The organism is Mycobacterium angelicum, assembly GCF_002086155.1.
GTDB classification, from domain to species: domain Bacteria; phylum Actinomycetota; class Actinomycetes; order Mycobacteriales; family Mycobacteriaceae; genus Mycobacterium; species Mycobacterium angelicum.
Genome location: NZ_MVHE01000008.1, coordinates 77458 through 103353, shown reverse-complemented (window position 1 = coordinate 103353; position 25896 = coordinate 77458). Strand labels below are relative to the sequence as shown.

The 25896-nt window shown below is 65.7% G+C and carries 19 protein-coding genes; 4 read left to right on the top strand and 15 right to left on the bottom strand.

The features are described 5' to 3' along the window. Nucleotides 1–50: 50 nt before the first annotated feature. The 7 genes from BST12_RS08225 to BST12_RS08195 all read right to left on the bottom strand — a co-directional run bounded on the left by BST12_RS08225 (nucleotide 51) and on the right by BST12_RS08195 (nucleotide 10329). Complete coding sequence (locus BST12_RS08225; protein WP_281254703.1) at nucleotides 51–1817, bottom strand: serine/threonine-protein kinase PknH/PknJ; 1767 nt, start codon at nucleotides 1815–1817, stop codon at nucleotides 51–53. A gap of 47 nt (nucleotides 1818–1864) precedes the next feature. Then, entirely contained in the window at nucleotides 1865–3049 is a 1185-nt protein-coding gene (locus BST12_RS08220) for a PPE domain-containing protein (RefSeq protein ID WP_083112615.1), read from the bottom strand. Between the two features lie 12 nt (nucleotides 3050–3061). Beyond that, on the bottom strand, nucleotides 3062–3367 hold the full coding sequence (locus tag BST12_RS08215; protein WP_245850138.1) for a PE family protein: 306 nt from the start codon (nucleotides 3365–3367) through the stop codon (nucleotides 3062–3064). 82 nt (nucleotides 3368–3449) lie between these two features. After that, complete coding sequence (eccCa, locus tag BST12_RS08210; RefSeq protein WP_083112614.1) at nucleotides 3450–7541, bottom strand: type VII secretion protein EccCa; 4092 nt, start codon at nucleotides 7539–7541, stop codon at nucleotides 3450–3452. A 2-nt stretch (nucleotides 7542–7543) separates the two neighbouring features. Continuing rightward, on the bottom strand, nucleotides 7544–9052 hold the full coding sequence (eccB, locus tag BST12_RS08205; protein ID WP_083112613.1) for a type VII secretion protein EccB: 1509 nt from the start codon (nucleotides 9050–9052) through the stop codon (nucleotides 7544–7546). A gap of 54 nt (nucleotides 9053–9106) precedes the next feature. Continuing rightward, nucleotides 9107–9433: a DUF2710 family protein gene (locus BST12_RS08200; protein WP_083112612.1), complete on the bottom strand. Its 327-nt coding sequence runs from the start codon at nucleotides 9431–9433 to the stop codon at nucleotides 9107–9109. Nucleotides 9434–9483: 50 nt separating this feature from the next. Next, nucleotides 9484–10329: a DUF5631 domain-containing protein gene (locus tag BST12_RS08195; protein ID WP_083112668.1), complete on the bottom strand. Its 846-nt coding sequence runs from the start codon at nucleotides 10327–10329 to the stop codon at nucleotides 9484–9486. A gap of 78 nt (nucleotides 10330–10407) precedes the next feature. On the opposite strand from BST12_RS08195, the gene BST12_RS31920 reads away from it, so the two are divergent. After that, nucleotides 10408–10551: a hypothetical protein gene (locus BST12_RS31920; protein ID WP_170062080.1), complete on the top strand. Its 144-nt coding sequence runs from the start codon at nucleotides 10408–10410 to the stop codon at nucleotides 10549–10551. A gap of 4 nt (nucleotides 10552–10555) precedes the next feature. On the opposite strand, the gene BST12_RS08190 is transcribed toward BST12_RS31920, so the two are convergent. The 6 genes from BST12_RS08190 to BST12_RS08165 form a co-directional block, all read right to left on the bottom strand. Then, nucleotides 10556–10861: a DUF2694 family protein gene (locus BST12_RS08190; RefSeq protein WP_083112611.1), complete on the bottom strand. Its 306-nt coding sequence runs from the start codon at nucleotides 10859–10861 to the stop codon at nucleotides 10556–10558. A gap of 34 nt (nucleotides 10862–10895) precedes the next feature. After that, nucleotides 10896–11213: an ESX-1 secretion-associated protein gene (locus BST12_RS08185; protein ID WP_083112667.1), complete on the bottom strand. Its 318-nt coding sequence runs from the start codon at nucleotides 11211–11213 to the stop codon at nucleotides 10896–10898. Nucleotides 11214–11261: 48 nt separating this feature from the next. Continuing rightward, nucleotides 11262–12680 (bottom strand): DUF4226 domain-containing protein, encoded by a 1419-nt coding sequence (locus BST12_RS08180; protein WP_083112610.1) that lies wholly within the window; start codon nucleotides 12678–12680, stop codon nucleotides 11262–11264. 90 nt (nucleotides 12681–12770) lie between these two features. Continuing rightward, a complete protein-coding gene (locus tag BST12_RS08175; RefSeq protein WP_083112609.1) occupies nucleotides 12771–13133 on the bottom strand; it encodes a DUF4226 domain-containing protein in 363 nt (120 codons plus the stop codon). 61 nt (nucleotides 13134–13194) lie between these two features. Then, nucleotides 13195–14004: a C40 family peptidase gene (locus tag BST12_RS08170; RefSeq protein ID WP_083112608.1), complete on the bottom strand. Its 810-nt coding sequence runs from the start codon at nucleotides 14002–14004 to the stop codon at nucleotides 13195–13197. Beyond that, a complete protein-coding gene (locus BST12_RS08165; RefSeq protein WP_083112607.1) occupies nucleotides 14001–14777 on the bottom strand; it encodes a helix-turn-helix domain-containing protein in 777 nt (258 codons plus the stop codon). The genes BST12_RS08170 and BST12_RS08165 overlap by 4 nt, the downstream gene beginning before the upstream one ends. A 143-nt stretch (nucleotides 14778–14920) precedes the next feature. On the opposite strand from BST12_RS08165, the gene BST12_RS08160 reads away from it, so the two are divergent. Next, on the top strand, nucleotides 14921–15346 hold the full coding sequence (locus tag BST12_RS08160) for a WhiB family transcriptional regulator (protein WP_083112606.1): 426 nt from the start codon (nucleotides 14921–14923) through the stop codon (nucleotides 15344–15346). Nucleotides 15347–15433: 87 nt separating this feature from the next. After that, entirely contained in the window at nucleotides 15434–16816 is a 1383-nt protein-coding gene (locus BST12_RS08155; protein ID WP_083112605.1) for an acyl-CoA dehydrogenase family protein, read from the top strand. Nucleotides 16817–16822: 6 nt separating this feature from the next. Here BST12_RS08155 and BST12_RS08150 read toward each other — a convergent pair whose 3' ends face one another. Further along, nucleotides 16823–17692, bottom strand: coding sequence for a glycosyltransferase family 2 protein (locus BST12_RS08150; RefSeq protein ID WP_083112604.1), 870 nt, complete (start codon nucleotides 17690–17692; stop codon nucleotides 16823–16825). 48 nt (nucleotides 17693–17740) lie between these two features. On the opposite strand from BST12_RS08150, the gene BST12_RS08145 reads away from it, so the two are divergent. Beyond that, entirely contained in the window at nucleotides 17741–18793 is a 1053-nt protein-coding gene (locus BST12_RS08145; RefSeq protein WP_245850136.1) for a lysophospholipid acyltransferase family protein, read from the top strand. Here BST12_RS08145 and BST12_RS08140 read toward each other — a convergent pair. After that, nucleotides 18790–25875, bottom strand: coding sequence for a beta-ketoacyl synthase N-terminal-like domain-containing protein (locus tag BST12_RS08140; protein WP_170062079.1), 7086 nt, complete (start codon nucleotides 25873–25875; stop codon nucleotides 18790–18792). The genes BST12_RS08145 and BST12_RS08140 overlap by 4 nt on opposite strands. Nucleotides 25876–25896 lie beyond the last annotated feature (21 nt).

Genomic DNA, 25896 nt, shown 5'->3' with positions numbered 1-25896 from the left:
CGGCGACGGTCGCGGTTACCGACTTTGAAATCTCCATCGACATGGGCTCCCTATCGCTGACGAGGCAGCTTCGCGGCGGTCGCGGTGACCAACGCCGCGACATCGTTGCCACCGGTGGCGCGACATTGCCGTATGTCGATGATGACGTTGCCGCGCGGCACTATTCCGTGTTGGCAGGAGGCTGCGCCGCCGCGCAGTGTGGCAGCGATGGTCAACGCTCCCGCAATGGTGAGCGGCTGACCAAAGTCCCACATCTGAGCAGGTTCACCGGGTTGGCTCAGGGTGATGGTTTTCCCGCCGCACAAACCCCATTGCCCGCGCTGGTTGACGTAGAACACGCCCGCCTTTTCCTGGGACGGAAACGCGACGACGGCCTCGGTGACGCTGTCTCGCCACGCCGTTTCGTTCAGCGCCCGCAGCGCCTGGACCGCCACGCCTGTGTAGCCGCTCGTGCCGTACACCGACTGCTCGGCTGGCGCCCACGCCCCGATGCACTGGGCATTGTCCGACGTTGCGGCGTCGTCGAGCAAGGTTGCATCGTCGCGCTCCAACACCACGGGGTTGCCTCCGGAGATGCGGGCAATCTCGTTGGCGCCCAACAAGGTTGGCCGCAATTCCGCCGCAGCGATATCGGTGGCCGCCGGCGGTTGAGAAGCGATCGATGAAAACGGTTCTCCCGGCGGGGCGCCCTGCGGTGCGGTGGCGGCGCGGCCAGGCCTCGCGTCGTGCAACGTGGACACGGCGACAGCCCCGGCGCCCACCAGCGCCACCGCGGCCAGGGTCGCGCCAATCGCCGTGCGTTTGCGGCGCCGCGACGGATAAGCCGGCGGGCCCCAGGGTGTGGGCGGCGGGGTGTTTCCCCGGTCCGTCGGCTGCCAGCCCGGCGGAGACGGAAATTGCTGTTGATGGGTGCTGACTTCGCCGATGGGTACCGGTGGCAACGACATGCCATGCGCCACACCGTGCAGTGCGGCCGCAGCGGCTTGGGCCAGCGCGCCGGCCGAGCCGAACCGGACTGCAGGATCCTTGGCCATTGCCGTCGCGATCACCTGGTCGAACGCGGGCGGTAACGAGTGCACGAGGTCGGTGACGCGTGGCGGCGGTGCGAACAGATGAGCGCTCATAACGGCCGCCGCCCCGTTGTTCGCCGAAAACGGCGTCTGCCCGGTGAGCAATCGAAAGAGACTGCAGCCCAAGGAGTAAATGTCGACACGACCGTCGATCGGCGCATTCGACAGGACCTCAGGCGCCGCATAGGCGATCGTGGCCAGTACCGATCCGGTCGCTGTCAGGCCCACGTCGTCAAGGGCACGTGCGATCCCGAAATCGCCTAGAAACACCCGTTCGTCGGGACCGACGGGTCCCGACAGCAGAAAGTTCGCCGGCTTGACGTCGCGGTGCATTACGTTGCGGGAGTGCGCAAAGTCGAGCGCCTTGGCCACCTCGGCGATGACGTGTACGGCTCGATGCGGCGTCATGGTGCCGTTTCGAAGCGCATCGTCGGCGTCGGTGCCGTCGACGAATTGCATGGCGATCCACAACTGGCCATCGGGAGTCTGCCCGCGGTTGTAGACCGAAACTATCTGGGGGTGTTCGAGGGCAGCCGCCATGTCTGCCTCGCGGATGAACCGCGCACGAAAGTCGGGATCGCGACAAAGCTCGGCGGAAAGCACCTTGAGGGCGTTGCGGCGCGGCAATGCCGGGTCGGCGGCCAGATAGACCGTGCCCATCCCGCCGCTGCCCAAGACCCGCTCAACGCGATAACCGCCGACCAGCGAGCCGACGGTCAACACCGATACCACCCTCGTGCGGCCCACCCAGGACTACGGGGTGGCTGCGCAGAGGTCCTGTTCTCACCCAATGGCTACCGCGGGTCGATCGGGTCGCCGTCGATCACCACACGCGCGCGCGTCACGGGCTCTTTGTCCGCTGCTGCGCCGTTGCCACGGCCCAGCATGCCCGCCGGCGACATCGGCATCGGCGAACCACCCATCCCGGCCGAGGCCGTGGGACCCCGGACCTCGGCGGCATTGAGCACACCGGCGCGCAGGCTCGTCGGCCGGCCACCCGGTTCGAAGCTGCTGGTAGGTCGCGTATAGCTGGTCAGTCCGGCACCCGGGAAGGCGCCACCCCCGCCGCCGCCTGCCGCCCCGCCTGCGGTAGCGCCGACAGCGCCGACCGGCTCAGCGACGGCCGCCGCGGCACTCGAGGCCCCGCCGCCCCCCGTCGGAAACATTCCGCCCATCGCCTGCATCATGCTCTGCGGCAGGCTGCTGAAGCCCTGCATCGCTTGCATCGGCATCTGGGCTAACTGTTTCAGCGGCTCGGTGGCACTCGACAGCATCTGCATGGGTTGCTGCATCAAGGAACTGAGCTGCCCCGTCGCATCGGCAGGAGAAGACGCCGTCTGCCCTGCCGTCTGCGCGGCTTGGCCCGACCCCTGCAAGGCGCCATTCATGCCGGACTGTGCCGCCGATTGGGCCACCGTTTCGGCCGCAGCCGCGGGCGCGGCCGGAGACGCGCCCATCGGCGCGATCGGGGGCGGGACCGTCAAAGCCGCGATCAACGCGCTCAGCACACCTGAATAAGCCCAGCCGATACTCATGTTGTGCGGCCAGTGCTCGCCGTAGTATTCGCCGTTGCGCTCGCCGATTGCCGGGGTATTGACGCCGAGGAAGTTGGTGTTAGTCAACACCACCGTCTCGGCTCGGTTGGTCGCCGAAACCACCGATGGGATTACCGCGGAGCGTGCGGTGGTGAAGGCCTCGACGGCGGCTTGGGTGATGCCGATCTTTTCCGCGGTCCACCCCACCAGCATCTGCAGACCGGCGTTGAGACCCGTCGCGGTCACCGTTGAGGCCACCGCGCCCACGCCTTGCCACTGCGTGGCCGTGGCCAAGCTGTTCACCGTGGACAGGCCCGCCGACACTTCCTTGGTGGTGGTCTCGGTGACCCACACGACGTTGTTGGCGATCACCGAAGCAGGAGAGCCCGCCTCGAAGATCGCCGCGACGATTTCGGGTGGTCCTATCCAACGTGGATCGGGCATGAAGTACGCCTGCTACAGCGCGCTGGCCGCTGCGCGAGCCGCCTCGGCGGCCACACTCGTGGCTGACGCCAGCCCCTGAGCACCTGAGAAGGCCGCCCGCTGCCCGACGTGCTCGCCGGCGCTGGCCAGATAGGCGGCTCCGGCGGCGTTGAGCGCGGCCGCGAACTCCATCGAATCGGCGTCGGCTGCCATCGGCAGCACCCCGGTGAGCGCGGCGGCGCCGGCAGCTGTGGTGGCCGCCATCTCCTCGCTGATTCCGGCTTCCGCAGCCGCCGACAGGTCAACGGCGCTCGGAACCATCCCGAACAGGCCACCCATACTTGCCTCCATATCCAATCGCACAAATTGCCCGCCCTAGCGGAGCGGTCTGAGTTTAAGGTCGGTCACGCCGGCTGTCGATTCAGGTTTCCGGGTCTCCTACCAGCACCCCTTCCATCACTCCATCTGTGGTGACCAACAACCCGCGCCCGGGCGGCAGTTGCTGGGCGCTGGTCCTACCGAACACCTTGACCACGGCCGGGTCGTTGTCCATGAACAACGTCGGCGCCCGAGAGCCCGTCATCTTCTGCAGGAACGGGTTGGTCACCGACACGCCCGCCCAGTTGCCGGGCAGGCGCGTAGCGATGACGTGCAGACCGATCTCGCGCCCGCGCTCGATCAGGCCCCACAGCGGCGCCGTCGCCGCACCCTTGCCGACCACACCGTGCGGGCGCAGCTCCTGTTCGTCGTCGATCAGGATGAAGTGGTGCGGGCCGTCCCAGTTGCTGCGGTTGAGCAGCTCTTCCTGGCTCAGCCCCGACGGAGGAAGGCGATCACGCAGGATCTGGGCCAATTCGCCGATTACCGCGTCGATGTCGTCGGCGGTGTAGGCGTACGCCCGCACATGGTCGCCCTGAATTTTTCCGATCAGCGAAGTCTTGGGATCGATGATGGTGATCTGGGCCTGTTCGGGCGTGAACCGGCTGATGATCGCCCGGCCGAAAACGGCCAAAGTCGTTGTCTTCCCGCATAATTGGCGGCCAACGATCAGCATGTTCGGCACGGCTCGGGTCGGCAGCACCGCGGGTTGCAATGCCGTTTCGCCGATCCCGAAGGGCAGGTTCAACGGGTCGGCAGCTTCGGCGGTGTCTGCGAACGCGGTCATCACCTCGCTGAGCTGGACCCGCCCCGGCAACCGGGCCAGGCTTTCCAACCGTCCGGCGCCGGTCAGCCCGGCGATTCGCGGACCGACGTCGCGCGTCGCCACTCGTTCACCGGTCTCGTCGATGATCTCGGGCACCCCGACCAGCAGCTCGAAGCCGTCGCGGGTCACCCCGAAACCGGGCCGGTCCAGCGTGTTGCGGGCGGCCTTCTTGCGCTCGAAACCTTCACCCATCTGCGTTTCGTCGGGGTTGCTCAACCGCAGCTGGATCCGGGCGTTGGACACGTTGACCAGCTGCTGCTTCTGGCCCACCAGCCAGGCGGTGGCGCTGGTCATGATGTGCACCCCGTACGACAGGCCCTGGCGGGCGATCGCGATCGCCCGCTCGCCCATTGCGGCGTCCTTGTCGTAGAGGTCGCTGAAGTTGTCGATTACCAGGAAGACATCACCGAACTTGTCATCGGGGTCGGTGCCCGCAGGCCCGTCCACACCGTCGCCCCCGAACCGTCGTTCCCGAAATTCGGAGATGTCGATTTGGTACCTCTTGAACGAGGCCTCGCGCGCCAGGATCAATCCCTCGATCGAGGCGATGGTTCGGGACACTCCCTCGCTGTCGGTCGGGCTCACCACCGAGGCCACGTGCGGCAGCCCTTCAACCGGATACAACGACGCCCCCACACAGAAGAACGTCACTCGTTCGGGCCGGTACATCAGTGCCGCGGCGGTCATCAACGTCATCAACGTGGCGGACTTGCCGCGCTGCGCGGTGGCAACCACCATGATGTTGTCCATCTCGGCGTCAAGCGCGTGCACTCGCTGGGTGTGGTCCTCGGGAATGTCCACGATCCCCACCGGAAGAACCAGGCCAGGGTTGTTGCCGTAGTCGACGTCCCATGGTTTACCACGCCAGCGGGCCACCAACATGTCGATCGGCTCGCTGACTTCCAAAGGGGGAAGCCAGATTTGGTGCGGCGGCCGCGCGGGGTGCGACAGCAGCGAGTCCCGGATGACGTCGACGAGTTTCTTCTTGCGGAAGCCGTCGGAATGGAAGAGGAACTCGTCGGGCTCTTCGGGTTCGTCAGCCGTGGCCAGCGCCGCACTGTCAGCATCGCTGAGCGGCTGGTAGGCCCAGGTGTATGCGCGCGGCTGGGAAAAGCTCACGGCCACAGTCTTGTTCACGTCCACCACCCGCTTCGGCACGACGAAGGGTGCCGAGACGTAGAAGCAGCGGAACTGATCCAGGTCGCGCGGACCGACTTTCAGCAACCCGTAGCCGTTCTCCTTCGACGGCAGATGCAGCGCGGCGTCGCTGCCGATGACATCACGAGAGTCTTCTGCGGTCTCGGCCCGCAGCGCCACCCGAAAAGCGATGTTGCTCTTCGCCTTGCTCAACGACGACAAATCCAGTCGCTGGCCGCCGAGGGTGAAGAAGACGTTGCACCCGCGGCCCTCCTGGCCGATGTGGATCACCAGATCTATCCACTCCGGGTGGTGGATGAACAACTCGAGGTACTCATCGATGATCACCAGCAGGATGGGCACCGGCTCCAGATCGCGCCCGGCCAGCCGCATCTCCTCGTATTCATTGGCGTCGCGGGCTCCGGCATTCTTGAAAAGTCGGTAGCGCCTGGCGATCTCGCCGTTGATGGCTTTGCGCATCCGCTCGGCGAGGTGACGGTCGTCCTTGCCGAGGTTGGACAGGGAGGCCGCGACATGCGGAAAACCCTGCAGATCCTGGGCGGCCGATTCGAACTTCATGTCGACGAAGATCACGATAAAGGTCTCCGGCGAATGCGTCAGCGCGATACCGCTGCACAACGACAAGAAGTACTCGGATTTGCCGGAGCCCGACGTGCCGATCACCACGGAGTGGAAGCCGTAGCCACCAAAATCCTTGGCGCGCAGGATGATATATTGCAGCTCGCCGCCCTGTCTGACGCCGACGGGAACCATCGCCCATTTCGGGTCGCCCCGGCCGCGGCTTTCGCCCCACAGCCTGTCGACGTCGAGTTCCCGCGGGTCGGCGATGCCCAGCGCCCGCAGCAGTTCCCCGCCCTGGCTGTCGGTTTCGGACAGCTCTCCGGCGCTCATCGGCGACCAGCGGGCCAGCGCCCGCGCATAGCGGTTGGCGGTGCTGTCGGCGAGCATATCGGCCACCGCGTAGAACGTGTCGCGGTGCATCAACCGGCCTTCGCGCAGCGTGAAGCGCTGGGTGTCGTCGGCGAACCCGACACCCACACCGACGCGAGTTGCCAACCGCAACACCGTGATACCGGTCATGCCCTTCTGTCCGGTCACGCCTTCCCACTGTTCGGGCGTACCCACGTTGTCGTCGACGATGACCCAGTGCGGGCCCAGCATCAACCCGGTGGACGTCTCGATCGGCGACGGCATCGACGTGGGACTCCCGCCGACCGGCGGCGTCCATGGGCCGCGGCCCTTGCGGTGCAGTTCGGCGTCGAGCGCGTCCTCCAGTTCCGTGGGGGAGGCGAACACCAGCCGGCGCAGCCCGCACGCATCGAACATCTCGTCGTGCTGGTTGTGCGGCAGCCACACCAACCACGACCACAGCTCGGGATGGCGGGTGACGACCATCAGCTTGACGTCGTTGGGGCTGTGATACACCGCGAGCGAGCACAGGATCGAACGGGCCAGGGCATGCAGTTCGCCCGGATCCTCGCCGATGAAACTGAAGCCGGGTTTGGACCGCAGGCTGAGCACCTTGCCGATCCCGCGAATCTTGCTCTGCTCGAGGATGAAATCCCTTAGCGCACCACCGGTCACCGGTTCGAGTTCTTCGCCGACCGGAACGTCAGGCCACTGCAGGGTGACCGCGGACTCACTGGCCTGCTGCACCCCGATCCCGAGGCGGACGTCGAGAAAGTCCGAATCCGTGGCGCGCCGTTCCCACATTCGCGGGCCACCGATCACGGTGTCGAGCTGCTGCGGGTCACCGTGCACGTACAGCTGGCTGCGCCGCTGTTCCTGGGCGGCGCGCTGGACCTCGTCGCGGTCCTCGTCGAGCTGGCGCAGATAGCTGCGGCGCTGCTTTTCCTGTTCGCCCCAACTGATCCGGCGCCCACGGCCGAACCGGCCGCCGAACATCAACGTCCCGAAACCGACCAGACCGACCATCGGAAAAAACCCCGACTGCAGCGACCGGATACCCGATGCGTACATCACCACCAGGGTGCCGACGATCCCGATCAGCAGCGCCGGAAGTGCGATCATCAGCATGATGTTGCGCGGTTCCCGCTCCGGCAATGCCAGCGGCGCGGTGACCGCCACGCGCACCGGCGGAACGTCCGGCGGCGGCTTGCGCTTGCCGCGAACGAAGCCACGTTTCGACATGTCTAACCCCCGCCGTTGGTCTGGTTGGAATCGGGAATGGGCGCGACGACACCGCCCGCCGGGACGACGTCGCGCGCGACCAGAGCGGCGTCGCGGCTGATGGCGGGACCGGGCGCGAAGGTACGCACGATTGGCCACGGTGCTTGGACCGCGAAACTCGGATCCAGTCCCAGTGCCCGCAGGGTCTGCTGGTCCGACTGGATGCCGTACCGAACACCTTGCGGTGAAAGCCAATACAGACTTTCCCGGCTCTGGGCGGTGGCCACACCACTCGTCGTCGCGATGAAATTGGCCGCTCCGGGCAGGATCAGGGTCTGATGGGCTTCGGTAGAGTCGGGATTGCGGTCGTCCCGAACCAATTGCACCAACCGCGAATCCATGCCGATCGGAACCGGCAGGCCGCGGCCGGTGAATACGGTGGTCCGGGCCTGGGGGTCGCTGGCCTGCTTCTCCCACCCGACACAGGTCACCGGATTGGCCGCCGTGTCAACGAATTCCAGCTTGCCGGATGGATAGTAATCGACGTCGATCACGTCGACGACCGGTATGTGAACGAGCTTGTCCGGGGCTATCAGCGTCGGCGTTGTCGAGCCCTGAGAGTCGCCGGTACGCAACAGGTCTGCGACGAAGCTGCTGATCTTCTGCATACCGCCGGGCAGCAGCACGTAGAAGCCGTTGACGGCGCCGTTGGCATCGCGGGACTCCAACACACTGCCCACCTTGGCGCCGGGCAGCCATTGTGATGGTGTGCCGGACTCCGGAATTGCGGGCAGCACAATGGGTTCGGTGGAGGGCATCGCGTCGAACAGCGCGTTGGAGATCTCGATGGGGTAGGTCACCCCGGGGTCGAGCCCGAGATTGAACGTCACCGAGCGGTCGGTCGGGTCGATGCGGGACCGTTGCCCGCCCCAGATCACATACGTTGCGCCCTTGTGGGTGACCAGAATTGCTTGTTTGGGGCCCATGGCCGCAGCCCGGCCCAGCGGCGAGAGTTGTCCCGCAATCGCGGTTACCACCGGAGTAGTTCCGCCGCCCCGGGTGGCTCCCCCGGTTTGCGCGGTGTCGCAAACCGACCATGCCGATACGGCGCCGGCAGTGACCGGCAGGCTGTCCGGCACCCCGGGGATGCCGACGATCGGGCCGGTCGGGTACTTGGCGATTTCGCCGGCCGTTACCCAGGCCGGGCTCGCTGCATTGCCCACGGCCAGTCGCGCGGAGGTGAGATTGAGTGCGGGATAGAGGCGCCCGTTGATCTTTGCGTACATGGCACCGGTGTCCCGGTTGCCGATGATGGCCGACTGCCCGATCAAACCAGCGGGCTTCATCACGTGCAGCAGCGCCATCCAGCCGATGCCGATCACCACGATGACGATCGAGAGTGCCACCGCCGCTTGCTGTTTGCGGTCGTCGTGCTTCATCCGCACCGAAAACCGGGTGATTGCAGCACGTAGCCGCCGGTTGTAGAACAGATGCCCCGAATTCTGGTCCCGGTTGGACAGATTGAGTGGCACAGGCATTCTCCTTCCGGCGCCGATACGAATCCGTCTGTCGTACCGGCACCGATGTCACTGCAAACGGCCGCCGTACCGTGCCTGGTTCTCGGCCTCTGCCTCTTCTCGCAGCGCTGCGATCGCGAGGTTCAATCTGTCGGCCAGCTCGCTGTGGGCGTAGCCGGTCATCACGTCCGGATGCAGCGTCAACTCGAGCAAGCGGCCGTCCGAATTTGCAACGGCGTGAATATCTCCCATGTCGACGCTGTAAGTGACGGTCTCGGCCTGTGCGACAAGTGCTTCCCACTTGTCAGCCGCTTCGCTCAGTTCACGAAGAACCGATTCGACGAGGTCCCGGTCGCTGAGGTCGCTTAATTCCTGGCGACCCGACCCCGACACCATGACAGTATGTCGACGGTCCCCACCAGCGTCAATTCATCCACAGGACATACTCAGCGACCGAGTTTGGTGAACCAGGAGAAGTGGTAGTTCGCCGCTGTCGCGTGGTTGCTGACGCTGCCTTCGGTTGCGGCGAGCAACATACAGTTGAGCAGTTGCGCAGCATCGACATCGGGATACTGCGCCAGCAGCTGGTAGCGAGCGGTATCCAGGTGTACGCGCAGCAGATCGACTTCCTCTTCCACCACACCGGTTCCGGCGGCCGCGACCTTGGCCATCGCGTGCACCATGTTGGGCAGCCCGTCACGCAAATGCGTGGCCGTCGCGAGCTCCCAACCGAGGTCCTCGACGGCGGGCAACTCGAAGGGCTGCGCCGCGGGCTTGGTCGCGATGCCATCAGCCGGCCATCGGGCCGGGGCGCCTGGGCCGTAGGTTGCGCAGCGCGTCGCGGCGCCGATCCACTCCACGGCGCGGCCGGTGCGCTGCCCGGGCGCCAACAACCGCACACCTTCGGGAAGCGCGATGCCCGGCGGGATCCAGCCGTGGGCCAGGTCGGTAGCCAGGAGGGTGGTGCCGTCGGCGCAGTCGCCGACAACCCAGTTCAGCCGGGGTTCTTGACGCGCCACGAACGCCAGCAGCCGCAGCAACCGCTCGTCGTCTGATTCCGGTGCAGGTTGCGGCGGCTCGGGAACTTCCACATCCCGGATGGCCGGCATCACCTGGGTCTGATCCAGGTCGGCGCAGCTCTTGGCGCCATTCGGTGGCAGTTCGGCAGGGCCGAGGACAGGCGTCAGCCGAGGAGTGAAATCGGGGGGAGAGCTGAAGGTGGGAATCAGCAGTGATTCTCGGGTCGCCCTCCGGAGGCGCTGCCGCGCCGTCCTCCGACCGAAGATCGCCACCGGCACAGCGTACCGGCCGGTTACTGGGTGCGCAGACGGTGAATTGTGTGGCTGATACGTCCTAGGTAGCGTGAGCACATGGCCGATTCCGCGCTGCAGCAGCAACTCGACGAGGTGCGTGGGCTGCTGTCGCGCGCGCGAGAGCTGTTCGGCGCCAACCCGATCGAGCCGCCCACCGACATCGCACCCGATCCAGAGACCGCCAAGAGCTGGCTGCTCTAGTTTCTCAGCGCTCGCGCCGGCGAAGTTGGTGCGCCAGTAGCCGCTCAATAGCCGAATCGAGATCGTTGGCCGTGGGAACTTCCGCCGATGGGGTGTGGCCGGCCGCCACGATCTCGTCGCGCACTTCTAGCAAGGCCTTCAGGCAGGACACGTCAGCCGTCAGCAAGATGCCTTCCGCCAGTATGTCGGCGTCGGTATCCATCGCTGCCTCGCTCAACGCGACGCTGTGCATATATCCACCCCGGCAGGACCGGACCAGGATGTGGCCGCTGGGGTGAACCGTGTCGAAGGCGGGATTGGCCTCGGTCATGAAATCCCGCGACCCGTTATCGCCGGCGAGGCCATCATAGGTCCTGGTTTCGGATGCTTCCGAGGATGCGCGATGCGTCTTCCTCGTTCTGCTCCCACATCGTGGCCGACGTCCTAAGACTCTGCGCGATGTCGGCGTGGTCGTCGGCCTGCTGCTCATAGCACTGCCGTCGGAGTTCGAGCAGTTCACGGCCGGCATCGCGCAACTCGCTGAAGATGGGGCCCAGTGAGTCCAGGCTTTCCTGGATCGCCGGGTGCGACGACGGGATCGTGCGCAACTGCTCGGCGGTCTGCTGGTGGTGAGCAGCGGCCTCACGCAAGTGCGCGGGCACCACGTGGATGCGGTCTGCCATCCGCTGTCTCCTCTCCATGCGCCGGCGGTGCGGCCGGCGGCCTCACTATTACCAGGTGGTCGGCGTCGCCGCCGGACGGGTTGGCGTCGGTGCCACGGTGGTGGCCGGCGCGGTCGCGGTGGCCGCCGCGGGCGGATGCTCCCAGCCTAGAAAGCTGGGTCCGGTCACTGCGGCGATGTGCTGGATCTGGCCGTCCAGCAGGGCTTTGCTGGCGCCGAGGGCGAGCGCGTGACGTTCGGTGAAGATGCCGATATCGCCCGGGGCCACGCGGGACGGGTCGATGGGCTGGGGGACCGGCGTGCCCGGCGCGGGGATGGCAATTCCCTGCTGCTGGAAGGCTTCTGCGATCGGCACTCCGCCGGCCGCGGCCTTGATCGCCGCGGCCAGCTGAGGGCTTGCGGCAGTTACCGTTTCGCCGGTGGGCAAGGTCACGGTCGTCGGGCCGGCCGGTGGTGATTCGGGCTTCGCGTCGGCTTCTTCGTGGTCGGGCTCGTGGTCGGGCTCGTCGGGTTTCTGGTCGTCCGGTTCGTCGGCCTGTTCGTGGTCCGTCGGCTGGAGATTCTTGGAATCGTCGTCGTAACGGTCGGGAAATCCGGATTCGCCGTCGGCACCGCGCCCCATCCCCGACAGCGGGAGTCCGCCCGGCGCACCCCAGCCCGAGCTCGGGATGCCTCCGGCGCCCGGCATGGGCAGCGCCCCGAGACCGGGCATCGCCGCCGCAGTGGGCGGGGCGCCCGGCGGCGCCGGTGACCCGTCGGCCAGCAGCCCGGGATCGTCCAACAGCGAATCGAGGTAGGAATCGTCGGACAATGCCGCCGGGTCGGCGGCCGTCTCGCGCGCTGACGCTGCGGCCGGCCGCGTGGGCGCCGGCCGGTCACCGGGTTCCCCTTTCGAGGCGTTGTACAACGAGGTCCACGCCGCCATCAGAGCCGATTTCGACGTGTCGTCGAGGCTGGCGTTGGCGACGACTTCACGGATATCGCGCAGCTTGCCGATGAGGAAGCGCTGGAAATCCCGGGCGCCGGCGGGAGTGTCGAGATCCGATCGCGTGCGTACCGCGGCCTCGGTCTCCTGCTGAAGTTTGTTCAGCGCTTCGCGTCCTTCGACGGTCTTGAGGTGGGCATTCAATATGGCCGAGATCACCTGCAGGTCGAGTTGCGAGCTAGCCGAGTTCTGGTGCGCCAGCGAAGCTTCGGCCTCAGCAATGGCTTTGGCGGCTTCGCCTTCCTGCCGTTGCGGCGGGGCGCCGGGTGGCGGCGGGGGAGCGGATCCGGCGGCCGGGGCGAACAGGCCCGAATGGTGTTGGCGGATCTTCGCCAGGATTGCGTCCAGTTGTTCCGAGCGGGTGGCGGGGGTGAGCACGGCGGTCACCTCGATGGGTGTCAGCCCGGCTTGCCACGCATTCGGGTCACCCGTGGCGTCGCGCACCGTTTTGATGGCCGCCAGTAGCTCCGTATACGTCGACATCGGCTAGCCGGCCCGCAGCGGGCAACCTCGCGACCCCTCCATGCCGGGCGACAGTACCCAGGCGATGAGCCGCCGGCAATTCACCTTTGCTCAGCCGGCCGGAGACTCGTATTGCGACCGCAGGCTGTGCAGCACAGCGCTTTTCGACTGACCTAGTTCCCGGGCTTCGGTTATGACCGCGGCGATCTCCAGCTGTTTGGCCAAGAGAAATCGCTGAAATTCGCGCGCCCCCAACGACGTATCGACGGCCAACTCCGCGTGGCCTGCCACAGCACGGTCGATTTCGGCTGCGATCGCGTCCAGCCGACGCACGCTTTCCCGCATTGCCGCATGAGCGTCGGCCAGGGCCTCGGTCAGCACACGGTCGGCCTCGGCCAGTGCGCCGTGTTGCCTGGCCAAAAGTGCCTGCCGCGCCGCAATCGCGGCTACCGAAGACCCGGCTTGGTCCGACATGCGTACAACCTTCTCATCCGGCCCGCCTGAGCTGGGCGATTATCGGCTATCCGAATGGTTCTCAATAGGGACGCCGTATTTGCACGTTGTTGCCCAACTGCCTGATCCGCACGGACGCACCCGAATAGGGGGCCTCGACAACCAGGTTGTTGCCGATCGCCATCTGCACATGACCCGCGTGTGGGAACACCAGATCACCCGGGCGCACCTGCGAGCGCGGCACCGCGATTCCGTCGTTGATCTGTTCGTAGGTGGTGCGGTGCAGGTGCAGGCCAGCCTGCGCATACGACCACTGGACCAGCCCGGAACAGTCGAATTGGTTGGGCCCCGTGGCCCCCCAGACGTATGGGCGGCCCAATCGCGACAGCGCGGCTCGCACGGCGAGGCCAGCCCGCCCGCTCACCGGGGGGAGACGGCGTGACCCATGATGGTGCGCCATTCGATAACGCAGCGCACGCAGCGCCGCCACGTGCCGTCGGGCCTGCCGGCGCGCCGATACGACATGTGCATGTTGCGCACGCAGCCGTGCGGCGCGGCGGCGCATCGCCTCGCGCTGGGCCAGCGGCGTCGGCGGGTCGAACGCGGCATCGGCGCGGGCCTCGTTCACGACGCGCCGGGTGAGTTCCCTTGCGGTGGCCCGGTCCTGGTGTGCGCCGGCGATGACGGCCGCGACCTCGGCATCGGTTCGGGCCGCCGATAGCTGCGCCGTCCGGCTGTGTCGTGCCGCTTGTTGGTAAACCTCTTGTGCTGCACCAGTTTTCACTTCGTAACGGGGCAGGCCGTGTACCCCCGCGTCGAGCGCTGAATGCCGGCCGTCCCCGGCGAAAAGCTGGTGGGCACGGCTCAATGCCCCGACTTCGCTGTACGTCATCGATCCCCCTCGGCTGGCTCGATTTGCTCTGGCGCCTCGACCGCGTCGGCGAAGGCACGGATGCGGGGCAGCGCGCCCGGGGGGATGACGCCGCGGTTGCGGATATCCCACATTTCGTCGATGCCGATGCCGATGAGTGCCGCGATGACCGGTTCCGGTAACGACGACTGCGCACAGGCCCGGTCGAACCGGGCAGTCAAGCTGGCAGGCATGCGCTCGAGGAGGGCGGCACGCGTCGCTTCGATAGCCCGCAGATGTTCCATCAGCCGGCCGGTCGATTCGGCGCCGGCGTTCACCGCCACCCGCCAGGAGCTGGCGGCCAGCATCTCCGCCTTCACACACTGTGCGATCACGGAGAGAATATACGTCTCATATTCGTTTGATGTCGTCGCAGGCAATCTATCGATGACCGAACGCAACGCATCGAGCTGCGCTTCGGCGTATCCCTCAAGCACATCGGTGTCACTGTGGCGATCGACGACCACGGCCCCGGCTCGTGGCGAAGACGCCGGCTTGGGTGGCTGCGCGGCGATCAATCGGGCCAGCTCCGCCTCCGGGTCACCGGCGACCAGCAGCCGCGAATAGGTCCCCGGGGGTAGGCCCAACCCATTTTCGACCTTTTGAACTGTGCTTTTATGCGGCTTTCGGGCGCCGCGCTCCAGGTAGCTCAGGCCCATGATGCTGATGCCGGTCGCGGCCGCAAGATCGGCGAGCGACCAGTCGCGCGATTCGCGCAGAGCGCGGATGGCCGCGCCGGCCGACTCACGGCTCACCGCGGGCTCCGGCCATGAACGGATAGTACACAGCCGGGGCGACAACGCTGTGGATATACGTTTCCGTCGCCGTTCTGTTGCGACCGGCCTGTGTATGTGTATACGCTTTTGCCTACGTTTCACGAGATGAAGGAGGCGCTCATATGGCGGCCACGGCGAACCCCTGCACTGCCAACCCGGAACTGTGGTTCGGCTACCCCGACGACGACGGCGGCGACGGCGCGGCCAAGGCCCGCGCCTACGAACGGTCGGCCACCGAGGCACGTATCCAGTGCCTGCGCCGCTGCCCACTGGCCCAGCAGCGCCTGTGCGCGCAACAGGCCATCGAGCACCGCGAGGAATACGGGGTGTGGGCGGGGATAAAACTCCCCGGCGGCCAGTACCGGAAGCGCGAGCAGCTGGCCATGGCCCACGATGTGCTGCGCCGGATTGCCGCCGGTGAGATCAACGCCCGGCAACTACCGGAGAACGCGGCATTGCTGGCACGCCGCGAAGACGTCGCGGTCGAAGTCCCGGCGGTCGTCTTGCACCTTCCGGTGGCGCAACTTGGTCCGCGCTCGGCCGCATGACGGCTTGGGGCCGGCGGGCAGTTTGCTGACACAGCCGACGGGGTAGTCGCAGCCGCAGGGACGGAGAAGTCGACCCAGAGGCACATCATGACGTTTGACTTGACACCAACGGCGGCTCAGCACGATCTGGCCCGGCGGACCCACGAGTTCGCCGAAGAAGTTGTCCGTCCGGTCGCACTGGACTACGACCAGCGGCAGGAGTTTCCCTGGCCGGTGCTCGAGGAGGCGGCCCAGCGCGGGTTCTACAGCCCACTGTTCTATCGCGATTTGATCGGCGACCCAACCGGGCTATCGCTGCCGATGTTCATGGAGGAGCTGTTTTGGGGTTGCGCCGGCATCGGCTTGGCGATCGTCATGCCCGCGTTGGCGCTGTCGGCGATCGGTCAGGCCGCCTCGCCGGAGCAAATGCTGCATTGGGCCCCCGAATGTTTTGGAACACCAGGTGATCTCAAGCTGGCCGCGCTGGCGATTTCCGAACCCGAGGGCGGCAGTGACGTCCGCAATCTGCGCACCCGCGCTCGCCGTGAGGGTGACGACTGGATCATCGATGGTCACAAGATGTGGATCGGCAACGGTGGGATCGCCAACGTGCACGTGGTGAACGCGGTGGTCGACGAGGAGCTGGGCCACCGCGGTCAGGCGCTGTTCGTGGTGCCTGGCGGGACATCGGGATTGGAGCTGGTGCGCAAACTCGACAAGCTGGGCTGCCGGGCGTCGCACACCGCCGAATTGCGATTCGACGGCGTCCGGGTTCCGGCTGACAACCTGCTCGGTGGGCACGAGAAGCTCGAACACAAACTCGCCAAGGCGCGCGAGGCGGTCGCGGGTGGAAAGCGCTCCGGCTCAGCGACATTGGGAACATTCGAACAGACCCGCCCGATGGTGGCCGCCCAGGCGATCGGAATCGCCCGCGCCGCACTGGAATACGCGACGGCCTACGCCACCGAGCGCGAGGCCTTCGGCGGCCCGATCATCGACAATCAGGGCATCGCGTTTCCGTTGGCCGAGCTGGCGACTCAGATCGACGCCGCCCGGCTGCTGACGTGGCGGGCGTCCTGGATGGCGGCGAACAACGTCGAGTTCCAGCGCGGCGAAGGATCGATGTCGAAGCTCGCCGCCAGTGAGGTTGCCGTCAAAGCCACCGAGCGTGCCATTCAGACGATGGGCGGCTGGGGATACATCACCGACCATCCGGTGGAGAAGTGGTACCGAGATGCCAAGCTGTACACCATCTTTGAAGGCACCAGCGAGATTCAGCGGATGGTGATCGCCAACGCGCTGGGGGCCGACGTCGATACCCCGCCACTGCACGTGCGCATCGAGCCGTCCGGCGGGCCGCTGAACCGGATGTTCGGTCGCGGCACACCACTGCGCTCCCGCGCTGCCGACGCCGCGTTAGCGATGAAAGACAGGATTCCGCAACCGATTATGCGAGTCGCCATGCAGGCGCTGCGGCCGCCGGGTCGATGACGTTTTCTAAGCCGAGGGCACCTTATTCTGCTTGCGCAACTCATGGCGCAATTTCGACCAGGTGAATTGCAGGCTTTCGGCGTCATAGAAGAAGCGCATGGTGCGAAATGGAAAGTACAGCAGCATAAGCACCACCTTGGCGGTGCGTGCCGAGGAGCTGCTAATGCCGTGCACCTTTGTCGTCCGGCTATAACGTCCGGCATACCGGTAATAGTCACGCAGTGAACAATTCACCCGGCGTCCGGACATGCCCGCCACCATGGTTGGGGCATACAAGATCTCGTGATCGTTTTCGAACAGCGTCAGAGCGAGGTCGACATCTTCGTGCAGGCGATCTTCTAAATCGAGTTGCGTGAGATGACGGATCGCCTTCCAGGCCGAGCTGCGGATAGCCATGTTGGCCCCCAGCAGAAAGCGCTCATTCGTTGCTTTGCGCTGCGCCCTGCTGCGCAGCCGGGCGTCCAGCCAGAAAGTGAAGCTGCGCAGCGGCATGTCGTAGAAGACGACAGGGCCAGTCGCCGCGTCCACAGCTCCGTCGCAAAAGCAGCTGCGCACCGTCTGCACCCAGTCGTTCGCGATGATGGAATCGGCGTCGATCCGGCCGATGACTTCGCTCTGCGCATTGTCGAATCCACAGTTTCGGGTCGGTGCGATGCCCTGGTATTCATTCTGTTCCAGCAGCCGTATGTTCACCTGCGGGTTGTTTTCCTGATACCTGCGCACGACCGAAACGGTGTCGTCGCTCGAGTTGTTGTTGACGACGATGATCTCTTCGGGTGTCGAGGTTTGATCGAGGCACGAGTCCAGGCACTTGCCGATGAAGCGTTCCTCGTTGTAGGCGGGAATTACGATCGCGACAGTGGGCAGTTGCGACATCGAATTGACCTCCGGCGCCCGACTTTTCGACCATGCGCCCCCGACCAGGTGGCTGCATTGATCTTAAACACATTAGCTCGCGCCAGGTTCGGCATTCAATATGTTCGCAAACAAAAAAAGATCCTTGAGCGAGTTAATTCGCAGGGATTGCTCGGTGAATCCGCCGCCCCGGAACTGATCTTGATAATCGACTCCCCAAGCGCGGGCCACCGTACTAACGTGTTGGTGCGCTTGCCGTACATACCGGTGGCGCGTGGACCGGACACTATTCAGGGGGAGGCCGCAACGGTGGCATCGGAAGTCGCACATCGGGCGGGGATTGGCCGCGCAGAAAGCACGGGTCCCGGAGGGTTACGACACCGGCTTCGCGTGGTGATGGGCCAGGTCCGCGCCATTCTCGGCGTCCTTTCGGCATTTCCGCTCGCAGCAGCCGCGGTAGGACTGGGTCTGCTGACCCGCAATCGTCGCCGTGGGCTGAACCTTTTCACCTCCACCTGGCCGGGGCTGGTGGTTAAGGCCGGCGGCGTACGGCTCAATGTCGTCGGCGCACAGAACCTGACGGCGCAGCGCCCGGCTATTTTTCTGTACAACCATCGCAGCCGATTCGACCCATTTGTCGCCTCGGCGCTGATGGGGGACAACTGGATCAAAGTCGCCAAGAAGGAGCTGGCGCGCGACCCGATCGTCGGCACGATTCTCAGATGCGTCGACGCCGCATTCCTTGACCGCGACGACACCGCAGGGTCGGTAAACACCTTGCGCGAAATCGAAGAACGGACGAAAAAAGGTATATCGGTGTTGATCGCACCCGAGGGCTCTCGACACGACGGGGTCGGCGTCGGGTCGTTCAAGAAGGGTGCATTCCGCATGGCGATGGCCGCGGGTGTACCGATTGTGCCGATCGTGATTCGCAACGTCGCCGATGTCGCACCCCGAGAATCCTTCACGATCACTCCCGGGACCGTGGATATTGCGGTGTTAGCGCCGATTTCGGTCGACGACTGGACACCGGACTCATTGCCGGAACACATTGCGCAAGTCCGCCAGCTGTATGTCGACGCGCTCGCCGATTGGCCGAAGGCGGCCGACAAAACGGCCTAGTGCACGTGGTGTGTGGCGGTTGCGCTGGTATCGGCGTAAGGCTGGGTTGAACGGATCGCCGTCCAATCGTCCATGCTGATCGTGCTGCGCCAATCGGCCGGCAGCGCGTCCAGCGCGTCTTCGATGCAATCCCATACCGACTCCAGCGGGGGCGCACCCGGGGCAACTGCAGCGATCTTGCGCTCCAGGGCCAGGTTCGGCTCGTGCGGCGCATCGCTGAATGGGGCCAGGGCATTGATGGCGTCGATGACATGGCGCCGACGGCGGGCGTAGGCCAATGCGCGCAGCTCTTCAGGCATGATCGGCCGACCGAAGATATAGTCCTGCGCGGCTTGGCGATACGGCACTTCGAGCTTTGGATCCACCGGTTCCTCGGGCAAGCCGCCGGCGAAGAACAGCGGCACGATCGGCATCGACATTTCCAGCGCCATGTCCAGCAGTGTGGAAGTGAGCCTTTCGACGCGCTGCCCCGACCGGAAGTATCGAGTGCCGTCCGGATGCACCAATGTCGACACCCCGTGGGCGGCGGTGTCCGATTTGATGTCGTCGATCAGGCCGAAGAACTGCTCGGGTGTTTGTTGGTCGAAGTACCGCATGATGCCCAAGTCGCGTCCCGCTTGGGCATCCGCGAAGCGGGTTAGCTTTCCGATCCAATTGTCTTGAAGTTTGATGCCGGCGATCGGGACCACTTTCGTGTCGGTCACCCACGATGCGATCACCATTGCCAACAGGGACTCGATCATCACCTGGTGGTTGCCGAGCAGCAACACCGGACGCCCGCGAACCGCGGCCATTGCTTCGGGATCGGTGACGATGACGTGTCTGGCGTAGCGAGAAAGCAAGCCCCACTTGAGCAGATCGCCGAACCAGCCCGGCGGCATGTCCAGCTTGTCGGTCCACCAGGTCCGAATGGGTTGCCAGTCGGTCTGCAGCGACGCTTCGGCGCGAACTGTACCCGGGCGTACTTGCCGGACCTCGAGAGCAATGCGCTCCAGCGGCAATGCGGGGCACGATACCCGACCCACGGAGGTGTGAACCTGCGAGGGATGGATGGCGCCATGCGCGGCATACACGACGGCCTCCTTGGCAGCGACGTCCGAAAGCAACGCATTGCCAATGCTTTCGGTGCAATAAACCGCTTGCAAAGTGCCTTTGAGCCAGCTCATCGTCGCCACCCGGTCAGCGTCGAGCATGACCGCACCGGGCTCCAGCCGTTCACTCAACGACATCGCGGGCACCGCGCGGCGCTGACCGAGAAACGCCCGTTGCTGAAGTCCGCCGGCCTGCCCGAGCGGGCCTTTGGGCAGCAGTATCCCGACGACACGGATGCAGGCCCAGGGGTTGCCGCCTGCGCTGAGCCAAAGTTCGATCACGGGCATCCGGTTCTCGGCATCGTCGAAACCGACGCAGCGGATTTCCACGTCCACTTCCCCGTCCTGGGGGGTTTCGTTGTAGAAGCGGGCCCATTCCACCCGATGCGGCAGCGCTACCGTCGAATCTTTGGCCTCTACATAGGTTTTGACATCGAAATCCTCATTGGTCCACACACTCCACGCGCCAAGCGGCACGAGATGCATCGCACCGTCGAGCAGTCCCGGATGCAGCCGCCCTATCGGAACCTTGCACCGGTTGACGGCAAGCGTTCCCGACGATCCGTTGCGACCGATCCGGGCGCCGTCCAGCACAGTGGAGAACGCGGGCCCGTGGAATATCGCCCCGGTCTCGTAGGGGTTGGCGAACGGGACCGTGCCATGCAACGGCGGCGGATCCGTTGGGCCGCTGGGGTATTGGTTCGCGGTGAGCAGGGTGGCGTGGGCATGTGTCTCCCAGCGCGACATCACCGGTCGCGGTGCGTCGCGCCACACTTCCAGGCGGGCGTCGCAGCGTCCCGGCCCCGTCGGTTCGATCACCACACGCAGTCGTTTCGGTGAATCGACGACGATCCAGCGCTCCACACGCAGATGCGTGACCTCGACCACCTTGGCCGCGCCGGCCACCTGGCCGGCCGCCTGTGCGAACAGGTCCATCACCGACATCATCGGCAGGGTGGGGATGGTGTACGTCGGGCAGTGATCGGCGATCCAAGTGTCGCGGCCGGGATCGATGACGGTCTCAATCATGGTCGCCGCAAGCACGGCAGGGGGGTCGGCCGCAGCACTCGACCTCGCGTGCGGCAGTTGCCCTTTGATGCGCATGGCGAGATTGGTCACGCTGTAGATTCGCCGTCCGTCGACCCACAGCGATCCCTCGGCCGCGGCGAGGATACCGTCGTCGTCGCGAGTGATTCGGGTGATCTCCACCAGCGACGTGATCAGCTTGTTCGCCGGCAGCACCTGGCCGCGGTACCGCCACGTGACCGGTTCGTCCAGCGCAACGGGCTCGAAATGCGCTGCCGCCCCGGCCTCTTCGCCCAATCCGAGGTCGAGCATGGCGAACTGTAAGAGCTGTAACAGTGCCTCGATACCCAATGAGCCGGGTTGTACCGGGTCGCGGTAGAAATGCGCCTTGAAGAACCACTCGGTGGGATCGACGTCCTTGACCGCACGCCACCGCCCCAGACCGGCGCTGCCGCCGTCGCACCAGCGACCCGTTACCCGGTCGATCATCAACAGCGTGGCGCCAGCCAGTCGCGGTCCCGGTCCGGAACTTCGGCCCGGGCCTGCTAGCTCGACAACCGTTGCCTCACAGGGGAGTTCGAGCGCAGAGCGTTGCTCGTCGGTGGCGGGCAGGCCGACCTGCTGCTCCAGTGCGTCGCGGCGGAAGAAGCCGAACACCGTGTCGATGGTGTAGACCAATTCATCGTCGGCGTGTGTTTCGGCGTCGAAGCTCACCAGAATGGTGTCGGATGCCTGCGCAATGCTTTTCAGCACCACCTTGGTTCGCAACGTTGGTGTCGACGGGGTGATTTCGCGGTGCTGTACACCGGTTCCGTCGAGGTTACGGAAGTAGAGGTCCACATCGGTGCACAGTGGACACCCCGCGTAGGCTGCCAGCCAACCGCACGGCTGCAGCGCGACTTCCATCAGGACCGCATTGGGCATGGTCGGCCGGCCGTTGGCGGCGAAATACCAAGCGTCCTCGGGGATGTCGTACTCCACGACGACCTCGGCGCCGGATGTCATCGCCCCCATGTCGCCCGCCACGTCGCTGACTCGAGAGATGAAGTTGTAGGGCGCCCCGGGCAGTCGGATTAGTTTCCGATGGTTGTCGAACTCCTGGTAGCGGGGGCCGAATGCCATCGACGGCTTGCCGCCGGCCCAGGCCAGCATCGCCTTCTCATCGAAGCTGAACCCGTCTGCTTCGGCGACCGCCCTGGGTTGGCTGGACGCGGTCAGCTCGCCGGCGTTCAGCTCGCCGGCGTTCAGCTCCCCGGCGTTCAGCTCGCCGGCGACCAGATCCATCGGCCAGCCGGGCGAAAGCCGCAGGCCCATCCGGCGACAGTGGAACGCGGGCAATCCATCGACCGTGCAAAGCAGATCCGCAAAGAGGGTGGGCTCTGGACCGGCGACGACCTCTCGCACGAATACCTCGTAGGCCAGCTCGCGCGAGCGCGGCGTGACCTGCCCCCGGTAGCGCAATCTGTAGGTCTCGAAGGGCACCGGCTCAAATCGCCACCCGTCGCACTCCAAAGTCATGCCGAGGCCGGTCATGTACACGGCCATGGCCTGCATCGCGCCCTCATACATGAGCGGGCCCGGCAGGTACGGGTCGTCCCCGGTGTCGGCGAACAACCAGCTCTCGACGTTCACGTGCCGTACCGCGCGCAGATAGCCACGGCCCCAGGGTCCGCCGGTGAAGTCGATTTCGGTGACCTCGTCGACGAGCCGCATGTCGCTGCCCGGGACAGACGGCGTGCGGGTGTGGCTGGCAGCGCACTCGAAGCCGGCGCCGAGCGTCTGCCACACCCGGCCGGCCGCCAATGCCTCCAAATCGGCGCGGCTGAGTGAGGTGCGCGACGTCCGCGATGGGGTGGATTCCATTGGGCCGCTGACGGTCTCGTCCTCGGGCCGCCACAGCAGGCCAGATCCGGGCCGACTCGCCGACGCCAGTTGCTCTTTGGAGAACAACCCGGCCTGACCGTTTCTGACCTGCAATCGCTCTTTACCGTCGATGGTGCAGTCGGAGTGGAAGAAGAGCAGCGCGATGTCGGCCAGGCTGGCGTGACCGTCTACCTGGACATCGAACCGTAAGGTGTCACCGATCTCGGGTAGTCCACCGAGAAAGGTCACTTCACAGCCCAGCAGACGATAAACGCGATCACCGGGGCTGCTGTTGTCTGCACCCGCCCACGACACCGGCATGCGGTCGGTCCGGCCACTTTCCAGCATGATGCCCGCCGGCATGCGGCCCGTGTGTAGCCAACGACTTTCGGCGGTGACATCGGTTTCGGTCCACAGCGTTCCGGTGCGGGTTTGGCCACCGAAGTCATCTTGCGACGCGCGGGCGGGTTCGCGGCTGACCTTGTTGTAGTCGTGACGGATCGTCAGCGGCTCGGGTGGTAGCTGCAGGTCCAGTGCCGCGCCCAGCGGCACCCGCGCGAATGCCTCTGCGACCTTGGGCAACGGCGGCGGAACCGGCAGGGGCGTCGGGAGGAGTGTTGTCATAGATTGCTCCGGTTCATGCGAGGCGACAACGGCAGTCGGCATCCGCACCGCGGGCGGATGAGCGGGTAGGTGCAGCCAGGTTGGTGTGTTCTGGCGGGGTCGGCGGGCCGGCAACAACGATCTGGCCGACGCGTCGGCTTGGTGGGACATCGCGGGTGGTGTCAGGACGAGTTGTTGGTCCTGGCCGGCCAATCCGGTGAGCGCGACCACGACGGAATTGCCCTGAGAGTTCCACTGAGTACCGTCGGGCCGTACGCCTAAGACTCCGCAGAGTGCGCCGACGGCAACCGAGACCAATCCCGAAGACGCGTGTGCGTGACCGAGCGCCGGCGAGAGATCCAGCGCGCCGGGAGCATTGCCCAGCGTGAGGGGTTCACCGCGCGGCTGTTGATCCGCGGGCAGGAGGGCCAGAATCCTGTCTTGGTCACGCCGCGCGTCGGCAGCCCGCTTGAGGACGAGCACGACCGCGGCGTCGCCGGGTATCTGCTCGTCGGTTCCGAGCAACTCACGGGCGGCCGCTTCGTGTACGGGTTCGCAGCTCATGTCCACCGCGCCGACGACCGCTGCATCGATTTCGCCGCGCCGTAACGCGCCCGCGGCCAGCTCCAGCGCCGTAGTTCCTGACAGTTGTGCTCGCGAAACGCTGAAACTTGGCCCACGTAAGTCGAATTGGCAGTTCAACCGGTTCGCCACGATGTTGGGCATGGTTCCGACGACGGCCGCCGCGGTCAGGCTCGGCGCGATACCGTCGCGTGCCCGTGTCAACTCGTCGGGGTCCTCGACCGCGTCGGACAACCGCCAGCGCAGTTCGAATCGGGTGACCGCGGTGTCGCAGCCCATTCCGACGAACACGCTCGTTGTGTCGGCCGGCAGGCGGTGGATCAGCTCGTCGAGGTTGAGGGCTGCGCTGAGAATGGCCAACTGTTGAGGCAAGGCCTCTTTGAGATCGGCCGGGGGGAAGCAGGTTTGGCTGAAGTCGATGCTGATGCTGTCCATCTGGACTCGCCGGGGGCCGTCGCCGTCATCGCGCAGCAGTGCGCGACCAGCCATCAGATGCTCCGCGACAGCGGCGGTTTCATGCCCGTCACCCATTAGCAGGCTGAGCCCCACGATTGCGATGTCGCCGTCGGATGCGGGTTGATCCGCTGGGGGCTTCGGCGCGTTGCCGTAGTGTGCGGCCGGCCCGACCCATTCTTCGAGCAGGAGATGCGCGTTGTTTCCGCCGAAGCCGAAGTTGTTGATCGCGGCCCGGCGTGGTCCGTCGGCGATCCAGGGTTCGTTCTGGGTAAGCAGCCGGAAGGGTGAATCCGCAATGTAGGACAGCGGATCGTCTGTGTGCAGCGTTGCCGGACGGATGCCGTTTTGAATTGCGTTGACCACTTTGATGATTGCGGCGGCTCCAGAAGCCGATAAGGTGTGGCCGAGGTTGGACTTCATCGATCCGATCGGCAGGCCCGTCATGCCGTCGAAGATGCGTGCCATCGTCATGAGTTCGGTCAGGTCGCCGCGCGAGGTGCCCGTGGCGTGGCACTCGACCAACGAAATGTCTTGTGGCTCAAGGCCGGCCATGTCGTAGGCCAGCCGCATCGCCCGCTCTTGCCCCTCCTGCCAGGGCGCGAGCAGCCCTTGTCCTCTTCCGTTGTTGGTGAGGCCGATGCCCCGGATGACGCCCAGGATGTTGCTGCCGTCGGCGATCGCGTCTTCCAGCCTCCTGAGCACCAGCATGGCCGCTCCCTCGGCGGGGACCAGGCCGTCGGCATCGCGATGAAACGGCCGCGACCTTCCCGACTGACTCAGTGCCTGCAGTGCGCTGAAGCCGACGTGGATGAACAGGTCGCTCGCCCCGTTGGCACCACCGGCCAGCATCACGTCCGCCGTGCGGTCGTGCAGGCGATCACAGGCCAGCTTGATGGCATACAACGACGAGGCGCATGCGGCGTCGATAGCGGCGGCGCCACCCGTCAGACCCAGTGCATTCGCGACCAGATTCGCCGGCAGCCCGGCAATGAAGCGGTTGCGCCAGTCGATGCCGTGTTGCTCACCGCGCCAAACCTTTTCGGCAAGGTCGGTCATCGTCTTGGTCGGATAGACCAAGTTTCCGAGTACCACCCCGGCCGAGCCGGGAACTTCACCGGCCCGCCAGCCGGCGCTTTCAATCGCTTGCCTGGCCGCCTCGATGGTCCACAGGTAAAGCGGGTCAAGGCCGTCGAGGTCCTCCGGGTCGAGCAGCAGTGTGCGGGGGTCGAACATTTCGGTGAACCCGCGCACATATCCGCCGCGCTCCGACCACGTGTGGTCGAACGAGGGTCCGGCCTTGTGGTCGGTGAGCATGTGCGCGGGCGATACGCCCCAGTAGTCCGGCTCCGGTGGACCGAGCACGTCCCGGCCCTGCCGAACCGTGGTCCACAACTCGTCGGAGTTCAGCGCGCCCGGAAGAATGCAGCCCTGGCCGACAATCGCGATGGGGTCAAACTTCACAACCGGACTCCGCGACATCAT

What these genes read in the sequence shown, in the direction of transcription:
- BST12_RS08180 (WP_083112610.1), bottom strand. Translation starts at nt 12,680, where the DNA reads ATGTCGACGTATACGGAGCTACTGGCGGCCATCAAAACGGTGCGCGAC.
- BST12_RS08220 (WP_083112615.1), bottom strand. Translation starts at nt 3,049, where the DNA reads ATGCCCGATCCACGTTGGATAGGACCACCCGAAATCGTCGCGGCGATC.
- BST12_RS31920 (WP_170062080.1), top strand. Translation starts at nt 10,408, where the DNA reads ATGGCCGATTCCGCGCTGCAGCAGCAACTCGACGAGGTGCGTGGGCTG.
- BST12_RS08215 (WP_245850138.1), bottom strand. Translation starts at nt 3,367, where the DNA reads ATGGGTGGCCTGTTCGGGATGGTTCCGAGCGCCGTTGACCTGTCGGCG.
- BST12_RS08185 (WP_083112667.1), bottom strand. Translation starts at nt 11,213, where the DNA reads ATGGCAGACCGCATCCACGTGGTGCCCGCGCACTTGCGTGAGGCCGCT.
- BST12_RS08160 (WP_083112606.1), top strand. Translation starts at nt 14,921, where the DNA reads ATGGCGGCCACGGCGAACCCCTGCACTGCCAACCCGGAACTGTGGTTC.
- BST12_RS08175 (WP_083112609.1), bottom strand. Translation starts at nt 13,133, where the DNA reads ATGTCGGACCAAGCCGGGTCTTCGGTAGCCGCGATTGCGGCGCGGCAG.
- BST12_RS08190 (WP_083112611.1), bottom strand. Translation starts at nt 10,861, where the DNA reads ATGACCGAGGCCAATCCCGCCTTCGACACGGTTCACCCCAGCGGCCAC.
- BST12_RS08170 (WP_083112608.1), bottom strand. Translation starts at nt 14,004, where the DNA reads ATGACGTACAGCGAAGTCGGGGCATTGAGCCGTGCCCACCAGCTTTTC.
- eccCa (WP_083112614.1), bottom strand. Translation starts at nt 7,541, where the DNA reads ATGTCGAAACGTGGCTTCGTTCGCGGCAAGCGCAAGCCGCCGCCGGAC.
- BST12_RS08150 (WP_083112604.1), bottom strand. Translation starts at nt 17,692, where the DNA reads ATGTCGCAACTGCCCACTGTCGCGATCGTAATTCCCGCCTACAACGAG.
- BST12_RS08155 (WP_083112605.1), top strand. Translation starts at nt 15,434, where the DNA reads ATGACGTTTGACTTGACACCAACGGCGGCTCAGCACGATCTGGCCCGG.
- BST12_RS08200 (WP_083112612.1), bottom strand. Translation starts at nt 9,433, where the DNA reads ATGGTGTCGGGGTCGGGTCGCCAGGAATTAAGCGACCTCAGCGACCGG.